21 protein-coding genes are annotated in these 23,910 nt (G+C 38.6%); 6 read left to right on the forward strand and 15 right to left on the reverse strand.

What is annotated here, in order from left to right; translation table 11 throughout:
• Positions 1-195: 195 nt before the first annotated feature.
• The gene (gene hemN, locus HEQ36_RS09260) at positions 196-1,578 is read left to right on the forward strand and encodes an oxygen-independent coproporphyrinogen III oxidase (RefSeq protein ID WP_168635224.1); all 1,383 of its coding nucleotides are present in this window, start codon (positions 196-198) and stop codon (positions 1,576-1,578) included.
• Between the two features lie 291 nt (positions 1,579-1,869).
• Complete coding sequence (locus tag HEQ36_RS09265; protein ID WP_039202108.1) at positions 1,870-2,142, forward strand: GlsB/YeaQ/YmgE family stress response membrane protein; 273 nt, start codon at positions 1,870-1,872, stop codon at positions 2,140-2,142.
• A gap of 482 nt (positions 2,143-2,624) precedes the next feature.
• On the opposite strand, the gene HEQ36_RS09270 is transcribed toward HEQ36_RS09265, so the two are convergent.
• On the reverse strand, positions 2,625-3,821 hold the full coding sequence (locus HEQ36_RS09270; RefSeq protein WP_168635225.1) for a site-2 protease family protein: 1,197 nt from the start codon (positions 3,819-3,821) through the stop codon (positions 2,625-2,627).
• A gap of 127 nt (positions 3,822-3,948) precedes the next feature.
• A complete protein-coding gene (gene psaK / locus HEQ36_RS09275) occupies positions 3,949-4,197 on the reverse strand; it encodes a photosystem I reaction center subunit PsaK (protein ID WP_027403464.1) in 249 nt (82 codons plus the stop codon).
• A 129-nt stretch (positions 4,198-4,326) separates the two neighbouring features.
• On the opposite strand from psaK, the gene HEQ36_RS09280 reads away from it, so the two are divergent.
• Complete coding sequence (locus HEQ36_RS09280; RefSeq protein WP_053537547.1) at positions 4,327-4,980, forward strand: phosphoribosylanthranilate isomerase; 654 nt, start codon at positions 4,327-4,329, stop codon at positions 4,978-4,980.
• Between the two features lie 321 nt (positions 4,981-5,301).
• On the opposite strand, the gene folE is transcribed toward HEQ36_RS09280, so the two are convergent.
• From folE to HEQ36_RS09305, 5 genes are all read right to left on the reverse strand, one after another.
• Positions 5,302-6,009 carry a GTP cyclohydrolase I FolE gene (folE, locus tag HEQ36_RS09285; protein WP_039202863.1) on the reverse strand — a complete coding sequence of 236 codons (708 nt, stop codon included), beginning with the start codon at positions 6,007-6,009 and terminating at the stop codon, positions 5,302-5,304.
• A gap of 87 nt (positions 6,010-6,096) precedes the next feature.
• On the reverse strand, positions 6,097-6,822 hold the full coding sequence (locus tag HEQ36_RS09290) for an SDR family oxidoreductase (RefSeq protein ID WP_039202862.1): 726 nt from the start codon (positions 6,820-6,822) through the stop codon (positions 6,097-6,099).
• A 111-nt stretch (positions 6,823-6,933) separates the two neighbouring features.
• Positions 6,934-7,914: an acetyl-CoA carboxylase carboxyltransferase subunit alpha gene (locus HEQ36_RS09295; protein ID WP_039202861.1), complete on the reverse strand. Its 981-nt coding sequence runs from the start codon at positions 7,912-7,914 to the stop codon at positions 6,934-6,936.
• Between the two features lie 102 nt (positions 7,915-8,016).
• On the reverse strand, positions 8,017-9,036 hold the full coding sequence (locus tag HEQ36_RS09300) for a long-chain acyl-[acyl-carrier-protein] reductase (protein WP_039202860.1): 1,020 nt from the start codon (positions 9,034-9,036) through the stop codon (positions 8,017-8,019).
• A gap of 256 nt (positions 9,037-9,292) precedes the next feature.
• Positions 9,293-9,991 (reverse strand): aldehyde oxygenase (deformylating), encoded by a 699-nt coding sequence (locus HEQ36_RS09305; protein WP_027403458.1) that lies wholly within the window; start codon positions 9,989-9,991, stop codon positions 9,293-9,295.
• 155 nt (positions 9,992-10,146) lie between these two features.
• On the opposite strand from HEQ36_RS09305, the gene HEQ36_RS09310 reads away from it, so the two are divergent.
• The gene (locus HEQ36_RS09310; protein WP_168635226.1) at positions 10,147-10,323 is read left to right on the forward strand and encodes a hypothetical protein; all 177 of its coding nucleotides are present in this window, start codon (positions 10,147-10,149) and stop codon (positions 10,321-10,323) included.
• Positions 10,324-11,158: 835 nt separating this feature from the next.
• Here HEQ36_RS09310 and HEQ36_RS09315 read toward each other — a convergent pair.
• The 5 genes from HEQ36_RS09315 to HEQ36_RS09335 all read right to left on the reverse strand — a co-directional run bounded on the left by HEQ36_RS09315 (position 11,159) and on the right by HEQ36_RS09335 (position 15,826).
• Positions 11,159-12,097, reverse strand: a complete 939-nt coding sequence (locus HEQ36_RS09315) for a nucleotidyl transferase AbiEii/AbiGii toxin family protein (protein ID WP_233455387.1) — start codon at positions 12,095-12,097, stop codon at positions 11,159-11,161.
• 277 nt (positions 12,098-12,374) lie between these two features.
• Complete coding sequence (locus HEQ36_RS09320; RefSeq protein WP_168635227.1) at positions 12,375-13,529, reverse strand: iron-containing alcohol dehydrogenase; 1,155 nt, start codon at positions 13,527-13,529, stop codon at positions 12,375-12,377.
• A 199-nt stretch (positions 13,530-13,728) separates the two neighbouring features.
• Complete coding sequence (locus HEQ36_RS09325; RefSeq protein ID WP_233455388.1) at positions 13,729-14,823, reverse strand: AI-2E family transporter; 1,095 nt, start codon at positions 14,821-14,823, stop codon at positions 13,729-13,731.
• Between the two features lie 166 nt (positions 14,824-14,989).
• Entirely contained in the window at positions 14,990-15,418 is a 429-nt protein-coding gene (locus HEQ36_RS09330; protein WP_168635228.1) for an NUDIX hydrolase, read from the reverse strand.
• 3 nt (positions 15,419-15,421) lie between these two features.
• Positions 15,422-15,826 carry a hypothetical protein gene (locus HEQ36_RS09335; RefSeq protein ID WP_053537541.1) on the reverse strand — a complete coding sequence of 135 codons (405 nt, stop codon included), beginning with the start codon at positions 15,824-15,826 and terminating at the stop codon, positions 15,422-15,424.
• Between the two features lie 587 nt (positions 15,827-16,413).
• On the opposite strand from HEQ36_RS09335, the gene HEQ36_RS09340 reads away from it, so the two are divergent.
• Together HEQ36_RS09340 and HEQ36_RS09345 are read left to right on the forward strand one after the other, a co-directional pair.
• Positions 16,414-18,483 carry a prolyl oligopeptidase family protein gene (locus HEQ36_RS09340; RefSeq protein ID WP_168635229.1) on the forward strand — a complete coding sequence of 690 codons (2,070 nt, stop codon included), beginning with the start codon at positions 16,414-16,416 and terminating at the stop codon, positions 18,481-18,483.
• A gap of 497 nt (positions 18,484-18,980) precedes the next feature.
• On the forward strand, positions 18,981-20,564 hold the full coding sequence (locus HEQ36_RS09345) for a B12-binding domain-containing radical SAM protein (RefSeq protein ID WP_053537539.1): 1,584 nt from the start codon (positions 18,981-18,983) through the stop codon (positions 20,562-20,564).
• A gap of 68 nt (positions 20,565-20,632) precedes the next feature.
• On the opposite strand, the gene HEQ36_RS09350 is transcribed toward HEQ36_RS09345, so the two are convergent.
• The 3 genes from HEQ36_RS09350 to HEQ36_RS09360 form a co-directional block, all read right to left on the reverse strand.
• A complete protein-coding gene (locus HEQ36_RS09350) occupies positions 20,633-20,869 on the reverse strand; it encodes a response regulator (protein ID WP_053537538.1) in 237 nt (78 codons plus the stop codon).
• Between the two features lie 212 nt (positions 20,870-21,081).
• Positions 21,082-21,528 (reverse strand): response regulator, encoded by a 447-nt coding sequence (locus tag HEQ36_RS09355; protein ID WP_027403448.1) that lies wholly within the window; start codon positions 21,526-21,528, stop codon positions 21,082-21,084.
• A complete protein-coding gene (locus HEQ36_RS09360) occupies positions 21,473-23,782 on the reverse strand; it encodes an ATP-binding protein (RefSeq protein WP_168635230.1) in 2,310 nt (769 codons plus the stop codon). The genes HEQ36_RS09355 and HEQ36_RS09360 overlap by 56 nt, the downstream gene beginning before the upstream one ends.
• Positions 23,783-23,910 lie beyond the last annotated feature (128 nt).

Below are 23,910 nucleotides of genomic sequence, written 5' to 3' on the forward strand. Positions count from 1 at the left end.
CGATGAATTATATAAAAATCCATCCTCTTCCTCTGTGTTCTCTGTGCCTCTGTGGTTCGTCAAAAAATAATGCTAACTACAAACAAATAGAATAAATATATTCTATTTGCTAAATCCTAAATTACAACATTAAATTGGGAAAATTGATTACTTCCCAACTACACAGAAATATACTCACATTTATTGGAGACTGTAATGGTTTTTCTACTACCTGGCATTAAGTTTGATTTTGATCTAATTCAAAAGTATGATACTCGCGCTCCTAGATACACGAGTTATCCCCCAGCAACAGAATTAAGTGAAAATTTCACCGCAAGAGAGTTTCAATCTGCAATTACCGCTTCCAATCAACGAAAAACGCCCCTATCTTTGTATTTCCATATTCCTTTTTGCCAAAGTGCTTGCTATTTCTGTGGTTGCAATACGGTAATTACCAATAACAAGAATATGGCTATTCCATATCTAGAACATTTGGAACAGGAAATCAAAAATACTTCAGCTTTAATTGATAAAGATAGAAAGGTACTTCAGATTCATTGGGGTGGAGGTACACCAAATTATTTAGAACTTAATCAAGTAGAATTCCTGTGGAAAAGCATTACCCATAATTTTCAAATTGCTTCAGATGCAGAAGTATCTATTGAAATTAACCCCCGCTATGTGACTAGAGATTACATCTTGTTTCTGAGGGATATTGGCTTTAATCGCATTAGTTTTGGTATTCAAGATTTTAACCCGGAAGTACAAAAAGCAGTGAATCGTATTCAACCAGAATCATTGCTGTTTGATGTAATGAGTTGGATTAAGGAGGCTAAATTTGATAGTGTGAATGTAGACTTAATTTATGGTTTACCCTATCAAACTCTTGATACTTTTCGGGAAACATTACACAAGACAATGACTTTAGATGCTGATAGAATTGTCGTGTTTAATTTTGCTTATGTGCCTTGGATTAAACCTGTGCAAAAAATGATTCCTCAAGACGCATTACCGGGAGCAGAAGAAAAGTTAGATATTCTCAAAATGACAATTGAGGAATTAACTAATAACGAGTACCTGTTTATTGGCATGGATCATTTTGCTAAAAATAATAACGAATTAGCGATCGCTCAACGTCATGGTACACTAAAACGTAATTTCCAAGGTTATACTACCCATGCAGAAACCGAATTATTTGGGTTTGGGGCTACATCTATTAGTATGTTAGAAGATGCCTATGCTCAAAACCACAAGGAATTAAAGGATTATTACAAAGCAGTTGCGAGTGGTGTAATTCCTACTAGTAAAGGTATTAAACTCACTCAAGATGACATTATTAGACGGGATGTAATTATGTCCATAATGTCTCACTTTCAACTAAATAAGTTAGAAATTGAACAGAAGTATCATATCAATTTTGATAGATATTTCTCCTATGAACTCAAAGAATTAGCACCTCTACAAGCTGATGGATTAGTAAATGTCTTAGCTGATGAAATCCATATTACTGATATTGGCAGATTGCTAGTTAGAAATATTGCGGTTGTTTTCGATACTCATACAAGAACTAGAGAGACAAAATTCTCTCGTTCTATTTAATTAGAATTGCTATGCAATACTACTCGGTTAAGACTAAAAAACGTTATATGGTAGGTTGGGTTAACGCAAAGAAACTCAACATTATTAAGGATTTTGTTGGGTCTTGCTGTGGCTGAAACCAACCTACATTTTATTAACCGAGCAGTATTGAATTGGTATGTAGTGATAATTTATGAAGAGAACAAAACTACATACCTTTTGATTTATATAGTTTACGTCATTAGATAGAAATAAATAATATGAAGCTTTGATAAATTTGACATAACTTGAGTCAAATTTTTGAGGACATCCATGAATATTATTACTTGGATAATTTTAGGACTATTAGCTGGTGTAATTGCCAAATCAGTCTATCCTGGTTATCAAGGTGGGGGGATGATATCCACCATGATATTAGGTATTGTTGGTGCTTTTATCGGTGGAACTTTATTTACTCTCATTCGTACAGGGACCTTACAACTTACATCCGCATCTTTAAGTATTCCTGGAGTAGTAGTGGCAGTTATAGGGGCAATTATTGCGATTTATTTATGGGGGTTATGGCAAAGAAGCAGCAGAGTATAACTTAAGTAGTCGGACAAAATTAAATTCACTCGTTGAGAGAGGGAACAGGGAACAGGGAACAGAAAAATCAATTGTGTAATTAATTCTGTCCCATTACTTAACAATAGTTAGGATGATAAATTTTGTTTTTTTAGGTGAAAGTTTGCAGGAGCTAAAATTATGTTTTTTCACAAAAAAGAATCAATTCACCCTGTCAAAGTTGAGTGAACGTCTTTTTGGTAATATCCAACCAGATGAAACTGTCTGCTAAGGGACTTCCAAATAAAAAAATACTCAACCACCTAACGCAAAAATCTCTCAAACCCTTATTCCTCTGTGTCCTCTGCGCCTCTGTGGTTCGTTAATCAGGATAATTTATTTCTTGGAAGTCCCTAAATAAAAATTTTATTGTCAGAATCAGGATTTAAGGATTTACAGGATTTATTAATCATCAAGCATCCTTAATCCTGATTATCCTGATATGGCTACGGTATCAGACATTTTTATGGTTCTACAGACTTTGCTATTACCCCTAATTGTAAACCTGGGGGAAAGCTCCCTTCTTCCTTAATTCGTTTAATTTCCGCAGCAGTAATTGGCAAATTTAACTTTTGTGCTAATGCTTGGACAATATCCCCTCTATCAATGACACCAGCAACAGCATCCGCAGGAGAAAGAACAGTAATTTGAGATAGTTGTTCGGTTTCTAATTTCCTAATTACCTCAGCCAAAGAAGTGGATTCAATCACAGTGGGAATTGTCGTCAAAGGATGAACAATAGTTTGTAAAGTTTGAGTTTCCCATTCACTTCTTTGCGTTGTCCGCAAATCATTAATATTAACTAAACCCCGATAACGACCATCAGCAGCCGCAAAATAAACTTGCGGTGCAGTAGTTTCTAAAAGATATAAATCAGCAAATTCTCGCAATGTTTGATTGGCATCAACTACCCGAAAATTACGAGTCATGCCATCGGCTGCTACTAACTTGAGTAAGGTTTCTTGTAATGTGGTGACACGGTCATAACTGTTAGCATTACGCACTGCAAACCAGCCGATCAAAACCATCCATAAACCCGTGATAAATTCTCTGGTAAAGAAGTCAATAGCAAAACCCAAAGCGATCGCACCATAACCTAAAATTTGTCCAGCTTTTGCTGCCCAGTGTACCGCTTGAAAGCGATCGCCTGTAACTTTCCACAAAGCCGCTTTTAATACCTGTCCCCCATCCAAAGGCAAACCAGGAATTAAATTAAATAAAGCCACCACCAAGTTAATCCTCGATAAATCTCCCGTCATTTCATTTAAGGGGTTACTATCAGGAATCAAACTTGAACCTAGACGCAGTAAGAAAAATAGAATCACACTTACCGCAGGACCAGCGATCGCCACCTGAAAAGCCTGACCAGGAGTTTTTGACTCCTCCTCAATTGCCGCCACCCCCCCAAACAAAAACAAAGTAATTGAATTCACCTTAATACCTTGGGATTGTGCCACCAAGCTATGTCCCAACTCATGTAGCAGCACCGAAGCAAATAACAGCAGTGCCATCATCAAACCAGCACTCCAACCCGCAATAGCCCCCCATTGCTGATAAGCTAACCCAAAATTCAGAGTTGTTAGCCCCAAAATCACAAACCATAAGGGGTCTAAAAATAAAGGAATGCCAAATAAAGAACCTATTTGCCAATTTGTTTGCATTATTAGATATTTCCAGAAATTCTTTTATAGAGAGAAATGTATGTATAACTCTAGGATAGACAATTTTAAATAGCATAGATCCCCGACTTCTCCAAGAAGTCGGGGATCTGGAATTTGTTAATCCAACTTACAAACGACCAATATTAGTCAGTCCTAACACAATACCAATACCAATTACATGACCAAAAGCCATTGCTCCAATGAATCCTGGTACACTTACAGGCAATACAGGCATCGCAGGTCCAACTTTAGCAGATTTCAGTGCAAAAGTAAATAATAATACAACTGCGCTGCTGGCACTGATAATGATACCGACTGTAGGACTCCACACTGGTGTAACAGGAACGGATGCTGCGGCTAATAAAATTGATGACATGAAATTGTTTTCTCCTAAATGAAAAAATGAATATAGTCCTACAGAATTATAAAATTACCCAGGACAAAGCAAAAGTTTTTAACTTGAATTAAGATACTTTTGTGATTATTTGTAACTTTTCTGATAGAAATGCGGGTTAAAATTTGCGGTATTACTCAACCAGAGCAGTCTCTAGCTATAGCTGCCTTGGGTGCAACAGCACTAGGATTTATCTGTGTTCCCACTTCTCCTCGTTACGTTACCATAGCCCAAATTCAGGCAGCCATAGCTGCACTGGCTGAAGGCAACGCCCCGATTTCCAAAAATATTGATAAAATCGGCGTTTTTGCTAACACTACTATTTCTGAAATTAGTCAAATAGTTAAAAAGTCTGGTTTAACCGGTGTCCAGCTACATGGAGACGAAACACCAGAATTTTGCCAGCAATTACGTCAATCCCTACCCCAAGTGGAAATTATCAAAGCCTTGCGAGTCCGCAGTTTAGAGCATCTACAAACCACCATACATTACACCGATTATGTAGATACTCTACTACTTGATGCTTACCATCCCCAACAGCTAGGAGGAACAGGACAAACCTTAGATTGGCATCAACTAAATCAGCAATTTAGCCCTGGTCTTCCTTGGTTCTTAGCCGGAGGACTCACACCAGATAATATTTTGACTGCTTTAAGTCAAATTAAACCCAATGGTATTGATCTATCTAGTGGTGTCGAACACTCACCAGGTAACAAAGATTTAGATAAAGTAGCCCTATTGTTTCAAAAGTTAGAGAATTGGTAATTGGTAATTGGTAATTGGCAATAGGCAATAGGCAATAGGCAATAGGCAATAGGTAATAGGTAATAGGTAATAGGTAATAGGCAATAGGCAATAGGCAATAGGCAATAGGCAATAGGCAATAGAAAGATAAATAATCTCCCTGCCCCCTACTCCCCCTACTCCCCCTACTCCCCCTACTCCCCCTACTCCCCTACTCCCCTACTCCCCTACTCCCCTACTCCCCCTACTCCCCTACTCCCCTACTCCCCCTACTCCCCTACTCCCCTACTCCCCCTACTCCCCCTACTCCCCCTACTCCCTACCCCCTACCCCTATCCCGCATTAAAACAATGACGCTTGATGACGAATCAAGTTGAAAAATTCTTCACGGGTTTTGTGTTGTTCTTGGAAAATACCTACCATCGAACTGGTAACTGTCCAAGAACCAGGTTTTTGAACCCCCCGCATCACCATACACATATGAGTAGCTTCCATGACTACAGCCACACCTTTGGGTTCGAGGACTGCTTGTAGTGCCTCAGCAATTTGTCGAGTTAGTCTTTCTTGAACTTGCAATCGGCGAGAATACATTTCCACAATTCTTGCCAGTTTGCTTAATCCTACAACTTTTTGATTGGGAATATAAGCAACGTGCGCTCTACCCATGAATGGCAGCATATGATGTTCACACAGGCTAAAGAAGTTAATGTCTCTTACCAAAACCATTTCATCATGTCCTTCATCAAATATCGCACCATTGATGAGGTCTTCTAGAGATTGATTGTAGCCGCTGGTGAGAAATTTCATCGCCTTAGCTACGCGCTTAGGTGTTTTTAGCAGCCCTTCCCGTTCAGGGTCTTCTCCTAATCCCACTAACATTGTCCGCACGGCTTGCATCATCTCATCCATTGTTTCTTCCGATGGTGGATGTATTTCTGGTTCTCTGCCATTATGGGTATTACGGTCTGGTCGGACATTGATAGCTTCTGCTAAATCAGGAATCAGAGGCGATTGCGAGGTATTAGAACCGTTTGAACCAGCGATAGTCATGATTAAATTTTAGTAATTTTTCAGTTGTCAGTTGTCAGTCGTCAGTGGTAATTAATCATTTAAAGAGATAAATGAGGAAATTACCAATTAGAGAACACCAGCATTGGACATAATCGTCAATTCTTCAATTACTGCTTCTTGTGGTAATAAGACAGTGTGTAAAATTGTTGTTGCCACAATTTCTGGAGTTAACATTTGGGAACGGTCAAAGTTAGCCTGGACGGTTGGAGTATCCCAAATTGCCGTATTGACAGAACCAGGACAAATGGCAATGACGCGAATACCATTAGCCCGTTCTTCTTGTGCGAGGGTTTGGGAGAGGAAAAGAAGTCCTGCTTTGCTGACGCAGTAAGCACCCCAACCTGGAAAGGTTTGTTTGGCTGCTATAGAAGCAATGTTAATAATTGTGCCTTGCCCTTGTTGGCGCATTCCTGGCAAAATTCCCATCATGCACTGAAAGACACTGGTCAGGTTCAAGTCAATGACTTGTTGCCAGTCTTCCAAGGGTGTTTCACTCAGGTTGCCTGTATATCCAATTCCAGCGTTATTAATGAGAATATTTATGTTGCCAAATTTGTCAGCTATTCCTTGAATTTTGGATTTAACTTGGGTAACTTCAGCTAAGTCTAGACAAAAGGCTTGGGCTTCTACTCCTAACTCCTGTGCGGCTCTAGCTACAGACTCTAGTTTATCCTGAGAACGGCTGACTAATGCTACATCTATTCCAGCCTTTGCAAATGCTAAAGCTGTTGCTCTGCCAATTCCGCTACTAGCACCAGTAATTAAGGCGCGTCTTTTTTGCTCAGAATTCATAAAATCAAGTAAATACAAATGCCTATGGCTCTTGAAGATTGTTAAAAATCTTTAAGCAGCCATAGGCAATTATAGCATTGCTATTATTCTATACCATTTTCTTGAGTATTTTTAGTGGGCAAGTTCTGTGAAAACGCCGATATTACGGAATTTATCATAACGGAGTTGGCGGCGCTCGGCTGGGGTGAGACGGTTGAGTTCGTCTAAGTTTTCCACTAAGGCTTGTTTTAAGTTGGTAGCCGCTGTTAAGGGGTCTGAGTGTGCGCCACCCAAGGGTTCAGGGAGGATTTGGTCAATAATACCCAAGTTTTTGAGGTCGTGGGAGATGATTTTCAGGGCTACGGCGGCTAGGTGAGATTTACTGGCATCTTTCCACAAAATTGCGGCACAGGCTTCGGGGGTAGCTACGGTGTAAACTGAGTGTTCAAACATCAGTAGACGATCGCCTACACCAATACCTAAAGCCCCGCCAGATCCACCTTCACCGATAACTGTACAAATGATGGGTACGTCAAAACTGAACATTTCTCGCAGGTTATAGGCGATCGCCTCTCCTTGTCCTTGATGTTCGGCTTCGATGCCCGCCCAAGCCCCAGGAGTATCAATAAAGGTCAAAATTGGCATACTAAATTTATTGGCGTGTTCCATGAGGCGCAGAGCCTTACGGTAGCCACCAGGAGCAGCCATACCAAAGTTGCGGGCAACGTTGTCTTTAGTATCTCGACCTTTTTGATGTCCTAACATCATCACTGGTTGTCCAGCTATACGACCAACGCCACCAACTAAAGCCGGATCATCGCCGCCACAGCGATCGCCATGTAACTCCATCCATTCATCGCTGATAGACTGGATATAATCTAAAGTGCTAGGGCGGCGGGGATGACGAGCTACCTGTAATCGTTGAGATGGTGTCAGACTGCTAAAAATCTCCTCCCGCAATTGCGTCGCCCGCGTTTCTAGTTGGCGAATTTGTCCAGAAACATCAACACCATTTTCTTCAGCCAATTGGCGAATTTGGTCAATCCGAGTAGCCAGTTCTGCTAAAGGCTTTTCAAAATCTAACAGTAGCGGTTTGCGCTCAGTGGTTGCCATAATTATGTTCGTTGTCAGTTGTCAGTTGTCAGTTGTTGGTTGTCAGTTGTCAGTTGTCAGTTGTCTTTTCTTTGCCACTGACCACTGACCAATGACCAATGACTAAACTAGTAATGGTCTAAAACCGTGTTTAATGGACACACGACCAATTTGCTCCATTTTGTCTACGGTAATCTGATTACGCCCCCAAGAAAAGTTTGTATATAACTTCTCAAATTCCAGCAGCATTGATTCGGCAAAACAAGCAAATAATTGCCGCCCTGGCACATCCATATTGACAATTTTCATGATTTTCCAGTCAATATCTAGAGAATGCTCCACAATGCCACCATTTAATACATATACCCCCGGATGCTGAACTTTTGTGCCTAAGTTTTTAGGATAGCCCCCATCAATCAATAGACAGGGTTGTTTTAATGTTGTTGGGTCAATTTCTACGCCTTTGGGCATACTCGCCACCCAGACGACAATATCCGCTTGGGGTAATGCTTCCTGTAATCCCATAATTTTACCCCGTCCTAGTTCTGCTTGCAGTTCTTGGAGACGTTCTTGATTTCTCGCAATTAATAATAATTCTTGAACATCTGTTTTTTTATCTAGCCAGCGGGTGACTGCGCTGCCAATATCCCCCGTTGCACCGCACACAGCTACAGTTGCTTTGGACAATTCAATCCCTAGTTGTTTGGAAGCTTCTTCTACTTGCCGACAAATAATGTAAGCTGTATGAGTGTTGCCTGTGGTGAAGCGTTCAAAATCTAGGTTAATATTGCGGACTTGTTTGAACTGCTCTAAATTAAAGTTCTCAAAAATAATTGAGGAAAATCCACCCAAGGCTGTAATATCAATGCCATGCTTTTGAGCATGAGCCATAGCATTAAGAATTTTGCGCGTTGCGGCTTTAATGCGGCGATTAGCCAGCATTTCCGGTAAAAAGCATGATTCTACATACTTTCCTTCTATTTTCTGCCCGGTGATACTGGTGACAGTGATATGATCAACTATTTGCGGCGGGGCGCTACACCAAAAGTCTAGCCCTTGATCGGCATATTCTGGATATCCCAATTCTTGAGCTACTGATTGAGCGTGTTCTAAACTAGTCAGATGTCCAATTAAACCAAACATGGAGTGATATATTAGGCGTGTGCTGTCGTGCAAAACTGTGGAATTAGTGAGCAATACCAACTTTGGATTTGAGTCTTGAATTTGAGAGAAATCGCAAACTATAGTATCTAACTATTAAAAATACTACATAAGGGGTCAATGTTCACAGTTGACAGTTGACTACTTCCCCTACCTCCCCTACTTCCCCTACCTCCCCTACTTCCCCTACCTCCCCTACTTCCCTTGGGGTAACATGGTTGTCACCCCAAGGATATTCTTAAGCGGCTACAAGTCCGTAGGCAGAAAGACGCATGATATCACGGGTAGTGAAGCCAATGTTACTTAGGGCATCACCATATTGAATCATAAAATCTTCTACTAAAGCGTCTTTTTCCATAGCTAAAACTTTGGCATCATCTGCTACTTGATTGAGCATTCTCCATACTAGAGGCAGGTTTTGGCGGTTAGCTTGCTCTAATTCGGCTTTGGATTCTGTAAAGTTTTTTTGCAACCACACTTCACCAAAGTTGAGATGGCTGTATTCTTCTTTTACTACCCCTTCTGTGATTTTACGAGCAAAATCATCAGCCACAGGAATATAGATATTGTAGGCGGCGATCGCAAAACATTCGATAATTAATGATTGAATCAACAGGCAAGTCACGACTTTACCTTCTTTAGCTGCGGTTTGGAAATTGTCATGTAGTCCCAAGAAAAACTTTTTCGCAAATTCTAAATCTGGAGTCACTTTTAAGTTCCGTCCACAGGCTTCAAATCCTTTTTTGTGGCGACTTTCCATTTTCGAGAGGGCAATTAGTTCCTTTTCCTGTGCCGGCAGTAGTTGAGCTAATGTAATGTAATTTTCGTGGGCTTCTTGTTCCCCTTCAATTACAATGGCATTGATGCGGCTATAAGCATCTTTATATATTTCACTTTGAAAATCAATTGTTTTAATTTGGTCTACAAGTTGCTGCATTGTCTGTATTACTCCGTTAACCCTGCTCATTTGATACAAAAACTCAACTTACCCGATAAATTTGGGGTAATTATCACTGTGATTTAATTTAACTTAACAAGAAACTATAGTTATTAGATTAATTTTTACTGATAATTGTACTACCAGAAAAACAAATGTATGAAGTCATAGCCAATGTCCAAGCTAAACTGGAATCTCAAAAATGCCAATTTTGGAACCTGTTAGCCGTAGGAACAGGTACATTTAGAGTTTTGCTGCCGCTAATTGTGGTTTTCCTGACTTCCTTTGGGTTTGAAGCTACCACAAACAACAAAGACTTCCCAGTATCATAAAAATACCCGGTAAGTGGGAAACTCAGACACTTCAGTGCTGAGAGGGAAACGACTCGTGCGGTTTTAACCGCCTTGAATATTTTTTCATTACCGCCTTGGAGTTGGTAAATTCGGTGTACTTTTGTAATGTACTTTCAACGGGACAATTACCGATTCAAAATTCCCAACTCTGTACGCATAATGTGTTGCTCCGAAGAGCCTCCCATTTCTGGGGTAATGTTAGCTTCGTCAATGTTTTAAGAGCTTTTTAGACTTGCAACACTGTTTCAGTGACTTTAAAACTGTTTAATTGCAAATGACAGAGCAGGGAACTAGCTACGCATTCCGGGGTGTCGTGACTCAAAAAACGTAGTCAGTGAAGACTTAGACTGGTCAGTACAGCTTGCAATTTCTTACAAGCTCAGTCCCTTTAGGGCTGAGTTACTGACCTTGTGGTAGGGAAGTTTTTACTGGACTTTGAATATTCTACCTTAGTAGCGATCGCACTTACAACTTTTCCAATTTTCACTTAGGGATACACAACTAATGTAGTTAACCAAGGTCAAATAGCGTCAATTGCTTATAATTCGCTCTCTGATTGACCTTACTCGTAAGTTTGCTTTGAGGTTCTAGAGCCTGGGTCACTATCCTTGCCCGTTATCGCCTCGGTTTCCACTAGGGAATCGGTGAAACTTCTGAGTCCGTTCTAACAAGATTACCTTCACAAATGATAGTAGCAAGGATAATTGCTACGATAGCCGTAATAATGTTATTTTTAATTAGTCAAAGCGAATACTTTTCAAATTCAGGAATGATTGATCTAATTTTGTTGTCTGGGAAGAAAAGCGATTAATTGTCATTCCCCGTCTTGTTGAAATTCGCTAAAAGTTCTATGTGTCTTTTTTAAGTCGAAATCAGTCGCAATTAAATCAATACCATCAATAATTTTACTGGGTTCGGCAATTCGCAAAGCCGTAAAACATTTGTCTCGATAATTGGGGTGATTTTGGAAAAAAAGTATCGCTTTTTTTAAAGGTTCAATTACAGGATAAGCTGATTCTGCCTTCTCAATAGCTACTTGAGGAATGGGAGAATTGAGCCTTTGCATAGCCAAATCAATCAAATCTCTCGACTCTACTGAGGAATCATTCCATCTGTCAGAATTAGCTAAAAGTTTTTCGGCAAAACTGTCAATTTGATTTAAGCATGGGACAGGCGACCAAATGGGATAATTTGCTTCTCCCAATTCAATCCGTCCTTCCATAATTATCTCAAATTTAATCAGGGTTTCATCAACTATAATGGCAAATCTTATTCCGTACTGGTCAGCTTTAATTTGTCCGGGTAGATTGAGATTATTTTGAGTGTTGAAAAGGGCATTATATTGATTTTCAGCTATTTTTTGTCGTAGTAATCGGTAGCCTGTACCAGTAGAACAGAGAAAATCTATATCTTTGCTTAATCTATATTCTCCATGATTTAAACTAACCAGAGTCCCACCGCCAAAATATGCGCCACACTCTAATAAAAAATTAGCCTTTAATTGATTAAGAACATTTAAAATTTTTTGATGAAACTCCCTCTCAAACATTTTCGCTCCTAACCATGAATGATAATATTGAGCTAATTGTTGCACAAATAAGGTTTCTATTTGGCTTAAGTCGCCTAAAACTCCCCGGTAGTGCCACCCGCGTTCATATATTCTCAGTATTTCTAAAGGAGTAAGATCTTCGGTATTTTCTCTTTGCCAACATAATTTTTGCAAAAAGGGTAATTTTTCAAATTGGGTTAACATTTTCATCAATGAGATTGCAAACGCAGATGGACGCTGATTAACGCAGATGGGTTGGTGTTAGGTTTTTAACTCTTTTCTTAAATACTATCATTTTCTACTGCCCCTTCTAATAATTTGGCTGCATCAGCATCGGTTTTTCAATGGGATGTTCTTTGTCCCATTGCTGATTAAAATTTTAGGATTTCGATAATATTTTTACATTTCTACCAATTTCTCCGCCAACCGACTTAATGCAGGTCAGACAAACAACAAAACGTCTGACCTGCGGATTTAACTTTTAAGCACAAAGAGCTAAAATCTGTTCCACAACTTGGGGGTTAACGTCTTTATTTTCCCCCAAAGCGGTCATCCCATGTTTTTCTAAATTTTTGATAACTGCGGGAATAGTTTCTACTCCCACACCATAATCAGATAAATGAGTGCGAACACCAACTGATTCAAAGAAATCACGAGTTTTAGTAATTGCGGCATTTACCCGTTCTTCTTCCGAACCACCGACAACTTGCCAAACTCTATCTGCATATTGTAGAAGTTTTTGCCACTTGCGATCGCGTCTAATCGTCAAAGTTCCAGGTAACACAACCGCCAAAGTTTGAGCATGATCCATACCATGCAACGCTGTCAACTCATGGCCTATCATGTGAGTCGTCCAATCTTGAGGCACACCAGCCGCAATTAACCCATTTAATGCCATTGTCGCCGACCAAACCAAATTTGCTCGCGCATCATAATCTGTAGGATTAGCTAAAGTTTTTGGTCCTTCTGAAATCAAAGTTTGTAAAATTGATTCAGCCATGCGGTCTTGTAATGGTGCATTCACCGGATAGGTCAAATACTGCTCCATCACATGAGTAAAAGCATCAACAATACCATTGCTAATTTGCCGAGGAGGCAGGGAGAAAGTTGTTTCTGGGTCAAGAACGGAAAATTTCGGAAACACCAAGGGACTAGCGAAAAATAACTTTTCTTTAGTTTCCCACTTAGTCACAACTGAATTTGTATTCATTTCTGAACCAGTTGCAGGTAAAGTCAAAACCACCCCCATTGGTAAAGCCGTCGTTACCGGTGCGCCATGAGCTAAAATATCCCAAGGGTCGCCCACAAAAGGAACAGCAGCCGCTATAAACTTAGTCCCGTCTGCAACAGAACCACCACCCACAGCCAACAGAAAATCAATACCTTCTTTGCGGATTAACTCAACCGCCTGCATCAAAGTTTCAAAATGAGGATTGGGTTCAATACCGCCGAACTCAAATACATTTCTACCAGCCAATGCCAATTTTACTTGATCATAAACCCCATTAGCTTTAATACTACCACCACCGTAAGTAATCAGAATTTTCGCGTTCGCCGGGATTTCTGAACCAATATTAGCGATTTGACCCCTACCAAACAGGATTTTAACTGGGTTGTAAAAAACAAAATTTTCCATAACTTTAGTCACTCAAGAGAATTAGATTTCACCTTGAGTATTGTAATCACTTTCTTGATTTTTGTGCCTGTACCTACAGAATACTATTTTCCCCCAATCTAATTAAAAGTTGGGGAATTGTGTCCCAGACATTTTTATCAATTTAAACAAATAAACTGCCAACAAGACAAACAAAATCAGGAAATAAAGGTGTTGTCATTTACTCACTATCAACAGCAGTTTTATTAAATTTACCATTACGCCAAGTATCAGCGATATCTTTAATAAAACTAGCAAGAGGAATAGCAACCAATAACCCCAATACACCGCCTAACTTTGCGCCTATTAATAAAGAAATTACCACCCATACAGGATTTAAACCAGTTAAATTTCCTAAAATACGTGGGGCAATAATATTAGAATTAATTTGATCAATAGCCACACCTATAGCCGCAACCTCTAACCCTAAACCAAAGTCTTTTAAAGTTATTAATAAACTAACAATACCAATACCAATACCAGTACCAAAAGGAAATAGGGAAAACAAACCAATTCCTATGCCAAAAAGTAGTGATAAAGGCACTCGTAAAACGACAAAAGCCAATGTTATGGATACGGCTAAAATAGCCCCTAAAGTAGCTTGACCAATGAAATAATTATTAAAATCTTCTCGCAGTAATTCTCGCACCTTTTTCGCTGTTTCTGGGGGAAACCAAAGATAAATGCCATTCCATAAACTTTCCCCATTCAATACTAAATAAATAGTCAAAACTATGGTGATTAATAAATTCAATAAATTGCCAATAGTATCGAAAGCAAAACCTAAAATTTTCCCAGTAAAAGATTGCAATTGACTTGATATTTTTCCTAAAATTTCACCAGCTAATCCACTTAAATTTACTGGTAGTTGCTGAGTAGCTGCCCAATTTTGCAAAGCTTCTATTTGTTGAGTTGCCGATTCTATCCAATAGGGAAGAAGATTAGCTAACTCATTCAATTGTTCCAGAATAAGTGGTAGCAGAATTACACCTACAGCACCCAAAATAATAATAGATAACAGCAATACCACTACAACTGCTAAAATTCGAGGTACTCCCCGTTTTTGGAGAAGTTGAATGGGATAATCTAGCACAAAAGCCAGAAGAATAGCAACGGAAATAACACTAACCAAAGGCTGAAAATAGTTAATGAATTGAATTAATAACCATCCATTTAAAAGAATCACAGGAAAGGCTAATCCTATGTTTAACCATTTGGGTAAATTTGGTAGACTTTTTACTGGCTGCATGGCATTTATTAATAAGTAGGTTAGCATTGAAAATCGTCGTTATGGCAAGGCAAAAGGCAAAAGGCAAGAGTGAAGAGGGTTTGGGGGATTTTACTTTTCTTTACATAGATTGGTTTTATTGTGTTCACCTACTTAATATAATTTTGGCAAAATGTCTGGAAAACTCAAAAAGTTTGTGAATCGGATTATCAGACTATAGAGTTTTGATAAAATCCAGCATAATTTTCTGAGGTAAAGTTGCTAAAGGTCTAATATCTCCGGCTTTTTGAGAATAATATTCACCCTTGTCAATATCTGCTGCTGTTAATAAATCTAAATCCCACCCTTCAGAAAGTATAAGTTGACTCACTGGGACTAACAATGGTGCTTGAAATACATAACGCACAGCTTTTTCATCGCTATAAATTCCAAATTTTGTAAAATCAGTCAACTCATAACCAATTTCTTCGACAACCTCGCGCTGAACAGCTATTTCTGGAGTTTCTCCTGGTTCTATATGTCCACCGAATAAAGCCCAACAACCAGGAGCTATAATATTAGGAATATTATCCCGTAATTGCATTAAAAACTTATTCTCTCGATAGAGAATGGCAACGGCTACATAAGCTAGTTGACTGTTCATAAATTACTTTTCCTCTAAATAAACTTCACCGTATTCTCTACCAGCCAAAGGGACACTTTGATACTGAACATTACCCTTCAATACTACCTGTTCTCCGACTTGGAAATTGCCCTGATTAGTGATTACCCAAATTTTCCCAGTTGAGTCGTTAATTTGATATGATTTTTTCTTGATTAATGGAGCATACTTTTCTACTTTACCTTGAATGTAAACTGTCGTGTCCTGATTTTTTTTGGTAATTTCTTGAATCTGTGTTACATTAGCACCAATATTGAAATTTTTAAGATTGATACCAGAATTTTCTCCCTTACCACAAGCATAAAGTCCCGTTACCAGAGAGAAAGATAGTCCCACAGTAAAAATTTTTGCTGGTGGCATCAAAGCTACAGATTGAGCGAATTTTTGCATTACCGCCAATTTTATCTCCAGGTTACACAAATTAATCGCTATTGATCATAATGCTATTTGGTCGCAAAAAGATAAGTAGGTGAATACAATAAAACTAAACTGTGTAAAGAAACGTAAAATCGCTGAAAACTTCTTTACTCTTGCCTCTTGCCTTGCTATGACGACAATTTTCAACGCCAACCTACTTAAGTAGGTGAACAGAAAAATTTAAAGGTATGTGAAGAAAAGTAAAATCACTCAAAACTCTCTTCCTGTTCCCTGTTCCCTGTTCCCTTGCCCCAACGACAATTTTCAACGCCAACCTACTTAGTGATTCTGTCAAAATCATGAAGAGATGAATAAATTCTCAGCGATACCTTCAGTTAGTAACCTTCTTATCTTTCTTGTTTGAGAACGAGTCAATATTGCAAATAATGGCTTTTTTATGTTATTAATTAATTTATACCAAAATAAGATGAATCTGCATAGAATCAGAGATCAGAAATAATTGACCGCAGATAAACGCAGATGAATTAACAGATTTGATGATTTTGTGCGGACTCATATAAAATTGGTATTAGCAATTTAGTACAATTTATCCTAAATTTATGTCTAACTTTAACCAACCTCTGACCTATCCTACTGTTAGCAAAAGTGAGCAGGTGGATAATTATCACGGAATGGCGATCGCCGACCCTTACAGAGCCTTAGAAGACCCGGATACAGAAGCAACAAAAGCTTGGGTAGAAGCCCAAAATCAAGTTACCTTTAGCTATTTAAACGAAATTCCTGCCAGAGAAAAAATCAAACAGCGGCTAACAAAACTTTGGGATTATGAAAAATATGGAACTCCCTTTAAAGAAGGTGAAAGTTACTTTTATTTCAAAAATGATGGACTGCAAAATCAAAGTGTCCTCTATACTCTGCCAACTTTAGATGCAGAACCAAGAATTGTACTTGATCCTAATCAACTTTCAGAAGATGGTACAATTGCCCTTTCAGGAATTTCCATCAGTGAAAATGGTCAACTTTTAGCCTATGGTTTATCTAGTTCTGGTTCAGATTGGCAAGAATGGAAAGTTAGAAATATTGCCACAGGTGAAGATTTACAAGATCATCTCCAATGGATTAAATTTTCCGGTGCTTCTTGGACTCATGATCATCAAGGGTTTTTCTACAGTCGTTATGATGAACCAAATGAAAAAACCAAATTAGAAGATGTTAATTATTACCAAAAACTTTATTATCATCAACTTGGTACACCCCAATCAACAGACATCTTAATTTACCATCGTCCTGATGAAAAAGAATGGGGTTTTACTGGGAATGTCACGGAAGACGGCAAATATTTGATAATTTCAATCTGGCTAGGAACTGACTCCAAAAACTTAGTTTTTTACAAGGATCTAACAAATCAAAATTCTGAAGTCATCGAACTAATTAACCAATTTTTAGCAAATTATAGCTTCATTGATAATGACGATTATGTTTTCTACTTTCGCACAGATTTCAATTCTCCAAAAGGTAGAGTTATTGCCATTGACACGAGAAAACCAACTCCCGAAAATTGGCAAGAAATTATTCCTCAAGCAGTAGAAACATTAGAAAGTGTCAGTGTCTTAAATAATCAATTTGTGGCTGATTATTTACAAGATGCCCATAGCCAAATTAAGATATTTGATCTCAAAGGTAATTTTATTCGAGAAGTAGAATTACCCGGAATTGGTGCAGCCAGCGGATTTAGTGGTAAACGGTATGATACAGAAACATTTTATAGTTTTACCAGCTTTACTACCCCTGGAACTATTTATCGTTATGACATGAAAACAGGTAAGAGTGAACTTTTCCGTCAGCCGGAAGTAGATTTCAATGCTGATGAATACGAGACAAAACAGGTTTTCTATGCAAGTAAAGATGGTACAAAAGTGCCAATGTTTATTACTCACAAAAAAGGAATTAAATTAGATGGTAACAATCCTACTTACCTCTATGGATATGGTGGGTTTAATATCTCCTTAACACCAAGTTTTTCTGTTAGCCTTTTAATATGGCTAGAAATGGGAGGAGTCTATGCTGTTCCTAATTTACGTGGTGGTGGTGAATATGGAGAAGAATGGCATCAAGCAGGAATGAAATTGCAAAAGCAAAACGTTTTTGATGATTTCATTGCTGCGGCTGAATGGTTAATTGCCCATAATTACACCCAACCTGGAAAATTAGCTATTGGTGGAGGTAGTAATGGTGGTTTATTGGTGGGTACTTGCATGACACAACGCCCTAATTTGTTTGGTGCAGCCCTTCCCGCAGTAGGTGTTATGGATATGTTGCGCTTCCATAAATTTACCATTGGCTGGGCTTGGGTGGCTGAATATGGTTCTTCAGAAAACCCAGAAGAATTCGCAGCTTTATATGCTTATTCACCTTTGCATAATTTGAAGCCGGGAACAGCTTATCCAGCTACGTTAATTACTACAGCAGATCATGATGATCGTGTAGTACCTGCTCACAGTTTTAAATTTGCTGCGGCTTTACAAGCAGCGCATGGTGGTGATGCACCTGTATTAATTAGAATTGACATGAAGGCAGGACATGGTGCTGGTAAACCAACAGCAAAAATTATTGAGGAAGCAGCAGATAAATGGGGTTTCTTAGTCAAAGTTTTGAAAGTTGAAATTTAATTTCCCCTACCCATGTACCAGCATGACGTAAAATCGAGCGTCCTGAAACTAACCTTTGCTAAAGAATCATCAATATTGACAAAAACGCCAAAGGGTGTATGAAATTCTACTTTTCCCAGAACAAACTGACCTAGCTTATATTTAGATTTAATATTTTCCGAACTTGTACTATCCATAAAAAATTATCTTCACCCAAGTTGCTAGTTACTCTTATCCTACTATTAAATTACCTAAATTTTTAATAACGAACCACAGAGGCACAGAGAACACAGAGAAAAAACATGAGTAATTTTGGAATGGGAAGGAAGTATCAAGTCGAGGTTTACACAAGTGATGATACGTAATTAGTGAGAAAATTACTGTCTTCATCCTGTAAATCCTTAAATCCTGGACATCTTGATTCTGACATTCTCACATACAACAGGCTTGAGAAAAAAGTCAATTAGTCTGAATTTTAGTTACAGTTAGATCACAAATAAATCGTGAGGGGTGATACTATGCGTGTTTTGCTAGTTTATCCAATATTTCCAAGTACATTTTGGTCTTATGAGAAAATTCTGGCGCTAGTTGACAGAAAGGTTTTGTTGCCACCATTGGGTTTGGTGACGGTAGCGGCAATTTTGCCCCAAGAGTGGGAGTTTAAGCTTGTAGATCGTAACATCCGCGCTGCTACTGAGGAAGAATGGGCATGGGCAGATATGGTGATTTTCTCCGCCATGATTGTCCAAAAACAAGACTTACTTGAGCAAATTCGGGAAGCGAAACGACGGGGTAAGCTGGTGGCTTTGGGTGGTCCTTATCCTACCTCTACACCCCATGAAGTCGAAGCAGCAGGGGCAGATTACCTGATTCTTGATGAAGGGGAACTGACTTTACCCATGTTTGTGGAAGCTGTGCAACGGGGAGAAAAATCGGGAGTTTTCCGGGCTGCTGAAAAACCTGATGTTACTAGTACACCTATTCCCCGCTTTGATTTATTAGAGTTTAATGCCTATGATATGATGTCGGTGCAGTTTTCCCGGGGTTGTCCTTTCCAGTGCGAATTTTGCGACATCATTGTTTTATATGGACGCAAACCCCGAACTAAAACACCTGCACAACTGTTAGCCGAATTAGATTATCTCTATGATTTGGGTTGGCGGCGGGGTGTGTTTATGGTGGATGATAACTTTATTGGCAACAAGCGAAATGTGAAGTTGTTGCTGAAAGAGTTAAAAGTTTGGATGGAAGATCATCAATATCCGTTCAATTTTGATACGGAAGCTTCCATTGATTTGGCGCAAGACCAAGAAATGATGGAGTTGATGGTTGATTGTGGCTTTAAAGCGGTATTTTTGGGGATTGAAACCCCAGATGAAGATAGTTTACAACTAACTAAGAAGTTTCAAAATACTCGCAGTTCCTTAACTGAGTCGGTGGAAACCATTATTAAGGCTGGACTGCGGCCAATGGCTGGGTTTATTATTGGTTTTGATGGTGAAAAAGCGGGTGCAGGCGATCGCATTGTCCGTTTTGCTGAACTCGCAGCTATTCCTTCTACTACCTTTGCCATGTTACAGGCGTTACCCAATACTGCGTTGTGGCATCGTTTAACCAAAGAAGGCAGATTGCGAGAAAACCAAGACGGGAACATCAATCAAACCACATTGATGAATTTTATTCCTACCCGTCCCCTAGAAGAATTGGCTAGGGAATATGTGGAAGCCTTCTGTGCTTTATATGACCCGGCTGCTTACTTGGATCGCACCTATCGCTGTTTTATGATGTTGGGTTCTCCCAAGTGGACAGCACCGGCAAAAACACCAGAATGGGTAGTTGTCAGGGCCTTACTCATTGTGATTTGGCGACAAGGATTTAAACGACAAACTCGCTGGAAATTCTGGCATCATTTGTTTAGCATTCTCAAGCATAATCCCAAGGTAATCGAACAATACGTTTCTACCTGCGCCCACATTGAGCATTTTATGGAATATCGGCAAATTGTCCGCGATGAAATCGAAAGTCAATTAGCTGCGTATTTAGCCCAAGGTGCGGAAAAACCTTATGTACCTGTGAAGGAAAAAGTCGAAGCTGTAGTTTAATAATAACCAGATCCCCTAGATCCCCGACTTCTCTAAGAAGTCGGGGATCTATTTTGTTATCGGCAAAGTCACTGTAAAAACTGAGGGATGGAAGATAATCCTTGATTGTCAGGAAGGGTCAAATCTAATAAAATTACGTCGTATTTTTGGCTATTTAATTGTTTGATTCCGTCTTGAAGTCTTTGGACGTGAACTAAACCAAAATTTTGAGATTTTGTGAGTTTAATAAACTCTTGCAATAACCTGGCTTCTGCTAAGTTATCTTCAATTAAGAGGATTTTTAGTGTGGAAGTTGCGGTAATCATTTCCTGGTTTTACCTTTTGCGAGTTCTTGGTTAAATAGACTTTGATTAGATTAGTTTTCAAGGATATATTGAATGTAGTAGTATCCACTTGTAGGAGATATAAAATTTACAGTAAGAGCCAGAAAGTAAAAAACTATTATTCCTGATTCTTTCTTCTTCCTGACTCCTGAGTGGGTGCAAGCCCTGCGCCCCTACCTCCTGATTCGGTAGTTTTATTCTAATGGTAAGGTAACGGTAGAAAACCAAAATTTCTCAATACTCTGGATGATTTGGAATAATTGACTCAGGTTACGAGATTTGGTAATATAGCAATTAGCGTGTAAGTCGTAACTATGGAAAATGTCATCTTGATTTTTTGAGGTTGTTAAAATGACGACGGGAATGCGTTTGAGTTGAGGATCGGATTTAATTTCTGCTAATACCTCTCTACCATCTTTTCTGGGTAAATTTAAGTCTAATAAAATCAAGTCAGGACGTGGTGCGTTAGCATATTCTCCTTCTTGATGGAGGTAATTCATAGCTTCTACACCGTCCCTAACTGTGATTACTTGATGAGGTAATAAACTGGTTTTTAATGCTTCTTGAATGAGACGAATATCAGCCTTATTGTCCTCCACTAAAAAGATAATTTTGTGTGTTTCTGCCATTTTGACGCTCATGATCACAACCTCTGACGGGAATTGTAAAGTAAAAGGTCGCACCCCGACCGAGTTGTGACTCTACCCAGATTCGTCCACGATGACATTCAATTATTTTCTTACAAATAGCCAAACCTATTCCTGTACCCGGATATTTATCTCTGGTGTGTAGACGTTGAAAGATGGTAAAAATGCGATCGCTAAATTGCGGATCTAAGCCAATCCCGTTATCTTGAACTGAAAATAACCATTCATCTTCCAATCTTTTCGCACTAATATGAATCCTTGGTGATTGACTACCGTGGAATTTGATCGCGTTACCAATGAGGTTCAAAAATAGCTGGATTAACTGTGTTTCATCAGCCATAACTGCGGGTAAGGGATCATGGGTAATAATTGCGCCGGTTTCCACAATGCGTTGACGTAAATTCTTCAAGGTCCGATTTAAAGCTGTTTCGACTTCGGTAACTTGAAAAGTAATTCCTAATGTATCTACGTTGCAGTATGCGAGTACGTCATCAATTAAGGTCTGCATTAAAATTACACCTTCGACAACATAACCAATAAACTCTTTTGCATCTGCGTCTAGTTCTGCTTCATAGCGCATTTCCAAAAGTTGCACATAATTGGCTACTTGATTTAATGGTTCTTGCAAATCATGGGAAGCGACATAGGCAAATTTTCTCAATTCTACATTAGAACGTTGCAAATCTTCAGCTAATTGGGCTAATTCATCAGCTTGACGAAGGATAATATTGATGATGGATTTTTGTAATTCTAATGCAGCTTTAACTTCTACATTTTGCCAGGGTAAAGATGTTAATTGAACTATTTCTTTCCATAAATCAAATGATTTGCGGGGAGACAAATGGACATTTCCTGCGGATTCATCAACTGAAAAAGCCTGATGGGGATTTCCACCCCAATTCACAGTTTGAATCATTTCTGGTCGAAACCATAATACATAATTTTTCCCAGAAATGGGGATAGCTAATAAACCACTCGCCACATTTTTAAAGCTAATCGCGTCTGGATAGATTTGCGGTAAAGAATCGGTGAAAAATACCTCGTCTTCTCCATTGTTTCTCAGCCATTCTCCTAAAAAATTCAATTCTTCTTCTTGAGGAGTATTACCAATCAGAGTATATTTTCCACCAAAATAGATGGCTGCACCTTCAGCATTAGTTAAATTGAGCAGATTTATTTGATTTTTGACTAAACCATCAATAAAGTTCGGTTCTTGAGACATATATTCAACCAATAGTGATTGAATATGGCTTAAATTTAGCTGATAGTCGTAATCTTCAGTTTCTTCTTTGCCAGAAATTTCTGAAAATATGATTCTTCCTAAAAATTCACAAGCTTTTCGTAATTCATAGGAAACATATTTGGGTGATTGATGATGACAAGCAATTAAACCCCAAAGTTTGTGATCCTTAATTAAGGAAATTGTCAAAGATGCAGCCACGCCCATATTATGTAAATATTCTAGATGACATGGTGCAGCACTTCTGAGAATTGAATTAGTTAAATCAATGGGTTGTCCGCTAACTGGGTTAATTCTAGGGAAAAGTTCGGCTGATGATTGAATATTTGTATCGGGAATAACTCTAATAGAATTTTCTAGAAATAATTGTCGTGCTGGCTGAGGAATATCTGATTCTGGATAATGTAATCCTAAATAAGACTCTAAAGTAGCTATTTTTTCTTCAGCAATCACAGAACCATGTCCATCATCACAGAATTTATATAACATCACTCTGTCAAATCCGGTTATTTTGCGGATTTCTTGCACAATTATTTGACTGAAATCACGGAGACTTTTACTTTTTTCTAAGCGATTAATTGAGGATTTAGCTAAATGATAAAAACTCAAGAAAGGAATATTTTCTTGAGATGCTGTAGGTTCTAATTCTAAGATTAAAAATCCTTCAGAGTTACGATAGAAAGTGGCATCAAATATTGTATATTCATCCCCCTGTTTCCTAATCCAAATTTTTGTAGGATTAATAAAATCCAGATTTTCTTCTGACAACCAAAATTTAATTTTCTGGATTTGGTAAGGATCTAGTAAATCTTCTAATTCCTGTTGCAGCATATCTTCTGGCGATATGCCAAAAGTGCTGAAAGTATTTTGACTAACTTGTAATATTTGTAAATCTGGCTCTTGTAAGACTAACAAAACCCCATGAGGCTGAATTTCACTAACCAAATGTATTGGTGCTTCTTTTAAGCTGGTGATATTAATATGCTGCTGCTTGACATTGATATCCATAAAATCCTTTCCCTATAATTTTGGAGCATAAAACCTGTAGGTTTAATCTAAACTCCTCACACCTATAAAAATTCTTTTCGATTCAGTACCTCTGATAGTGGCAAAGCCCACAGTTATAGTTGCCCTTA

Source organism: Anabaena sp. 54 (assembly GCF_017355725.1).
Lineage (GTDB): Bacteria > Cyanobacteriota > Cyanobacteriia > Cyanobacteriales > Nostocaceae > Dolichospermum > Dolichospermum heterosporum.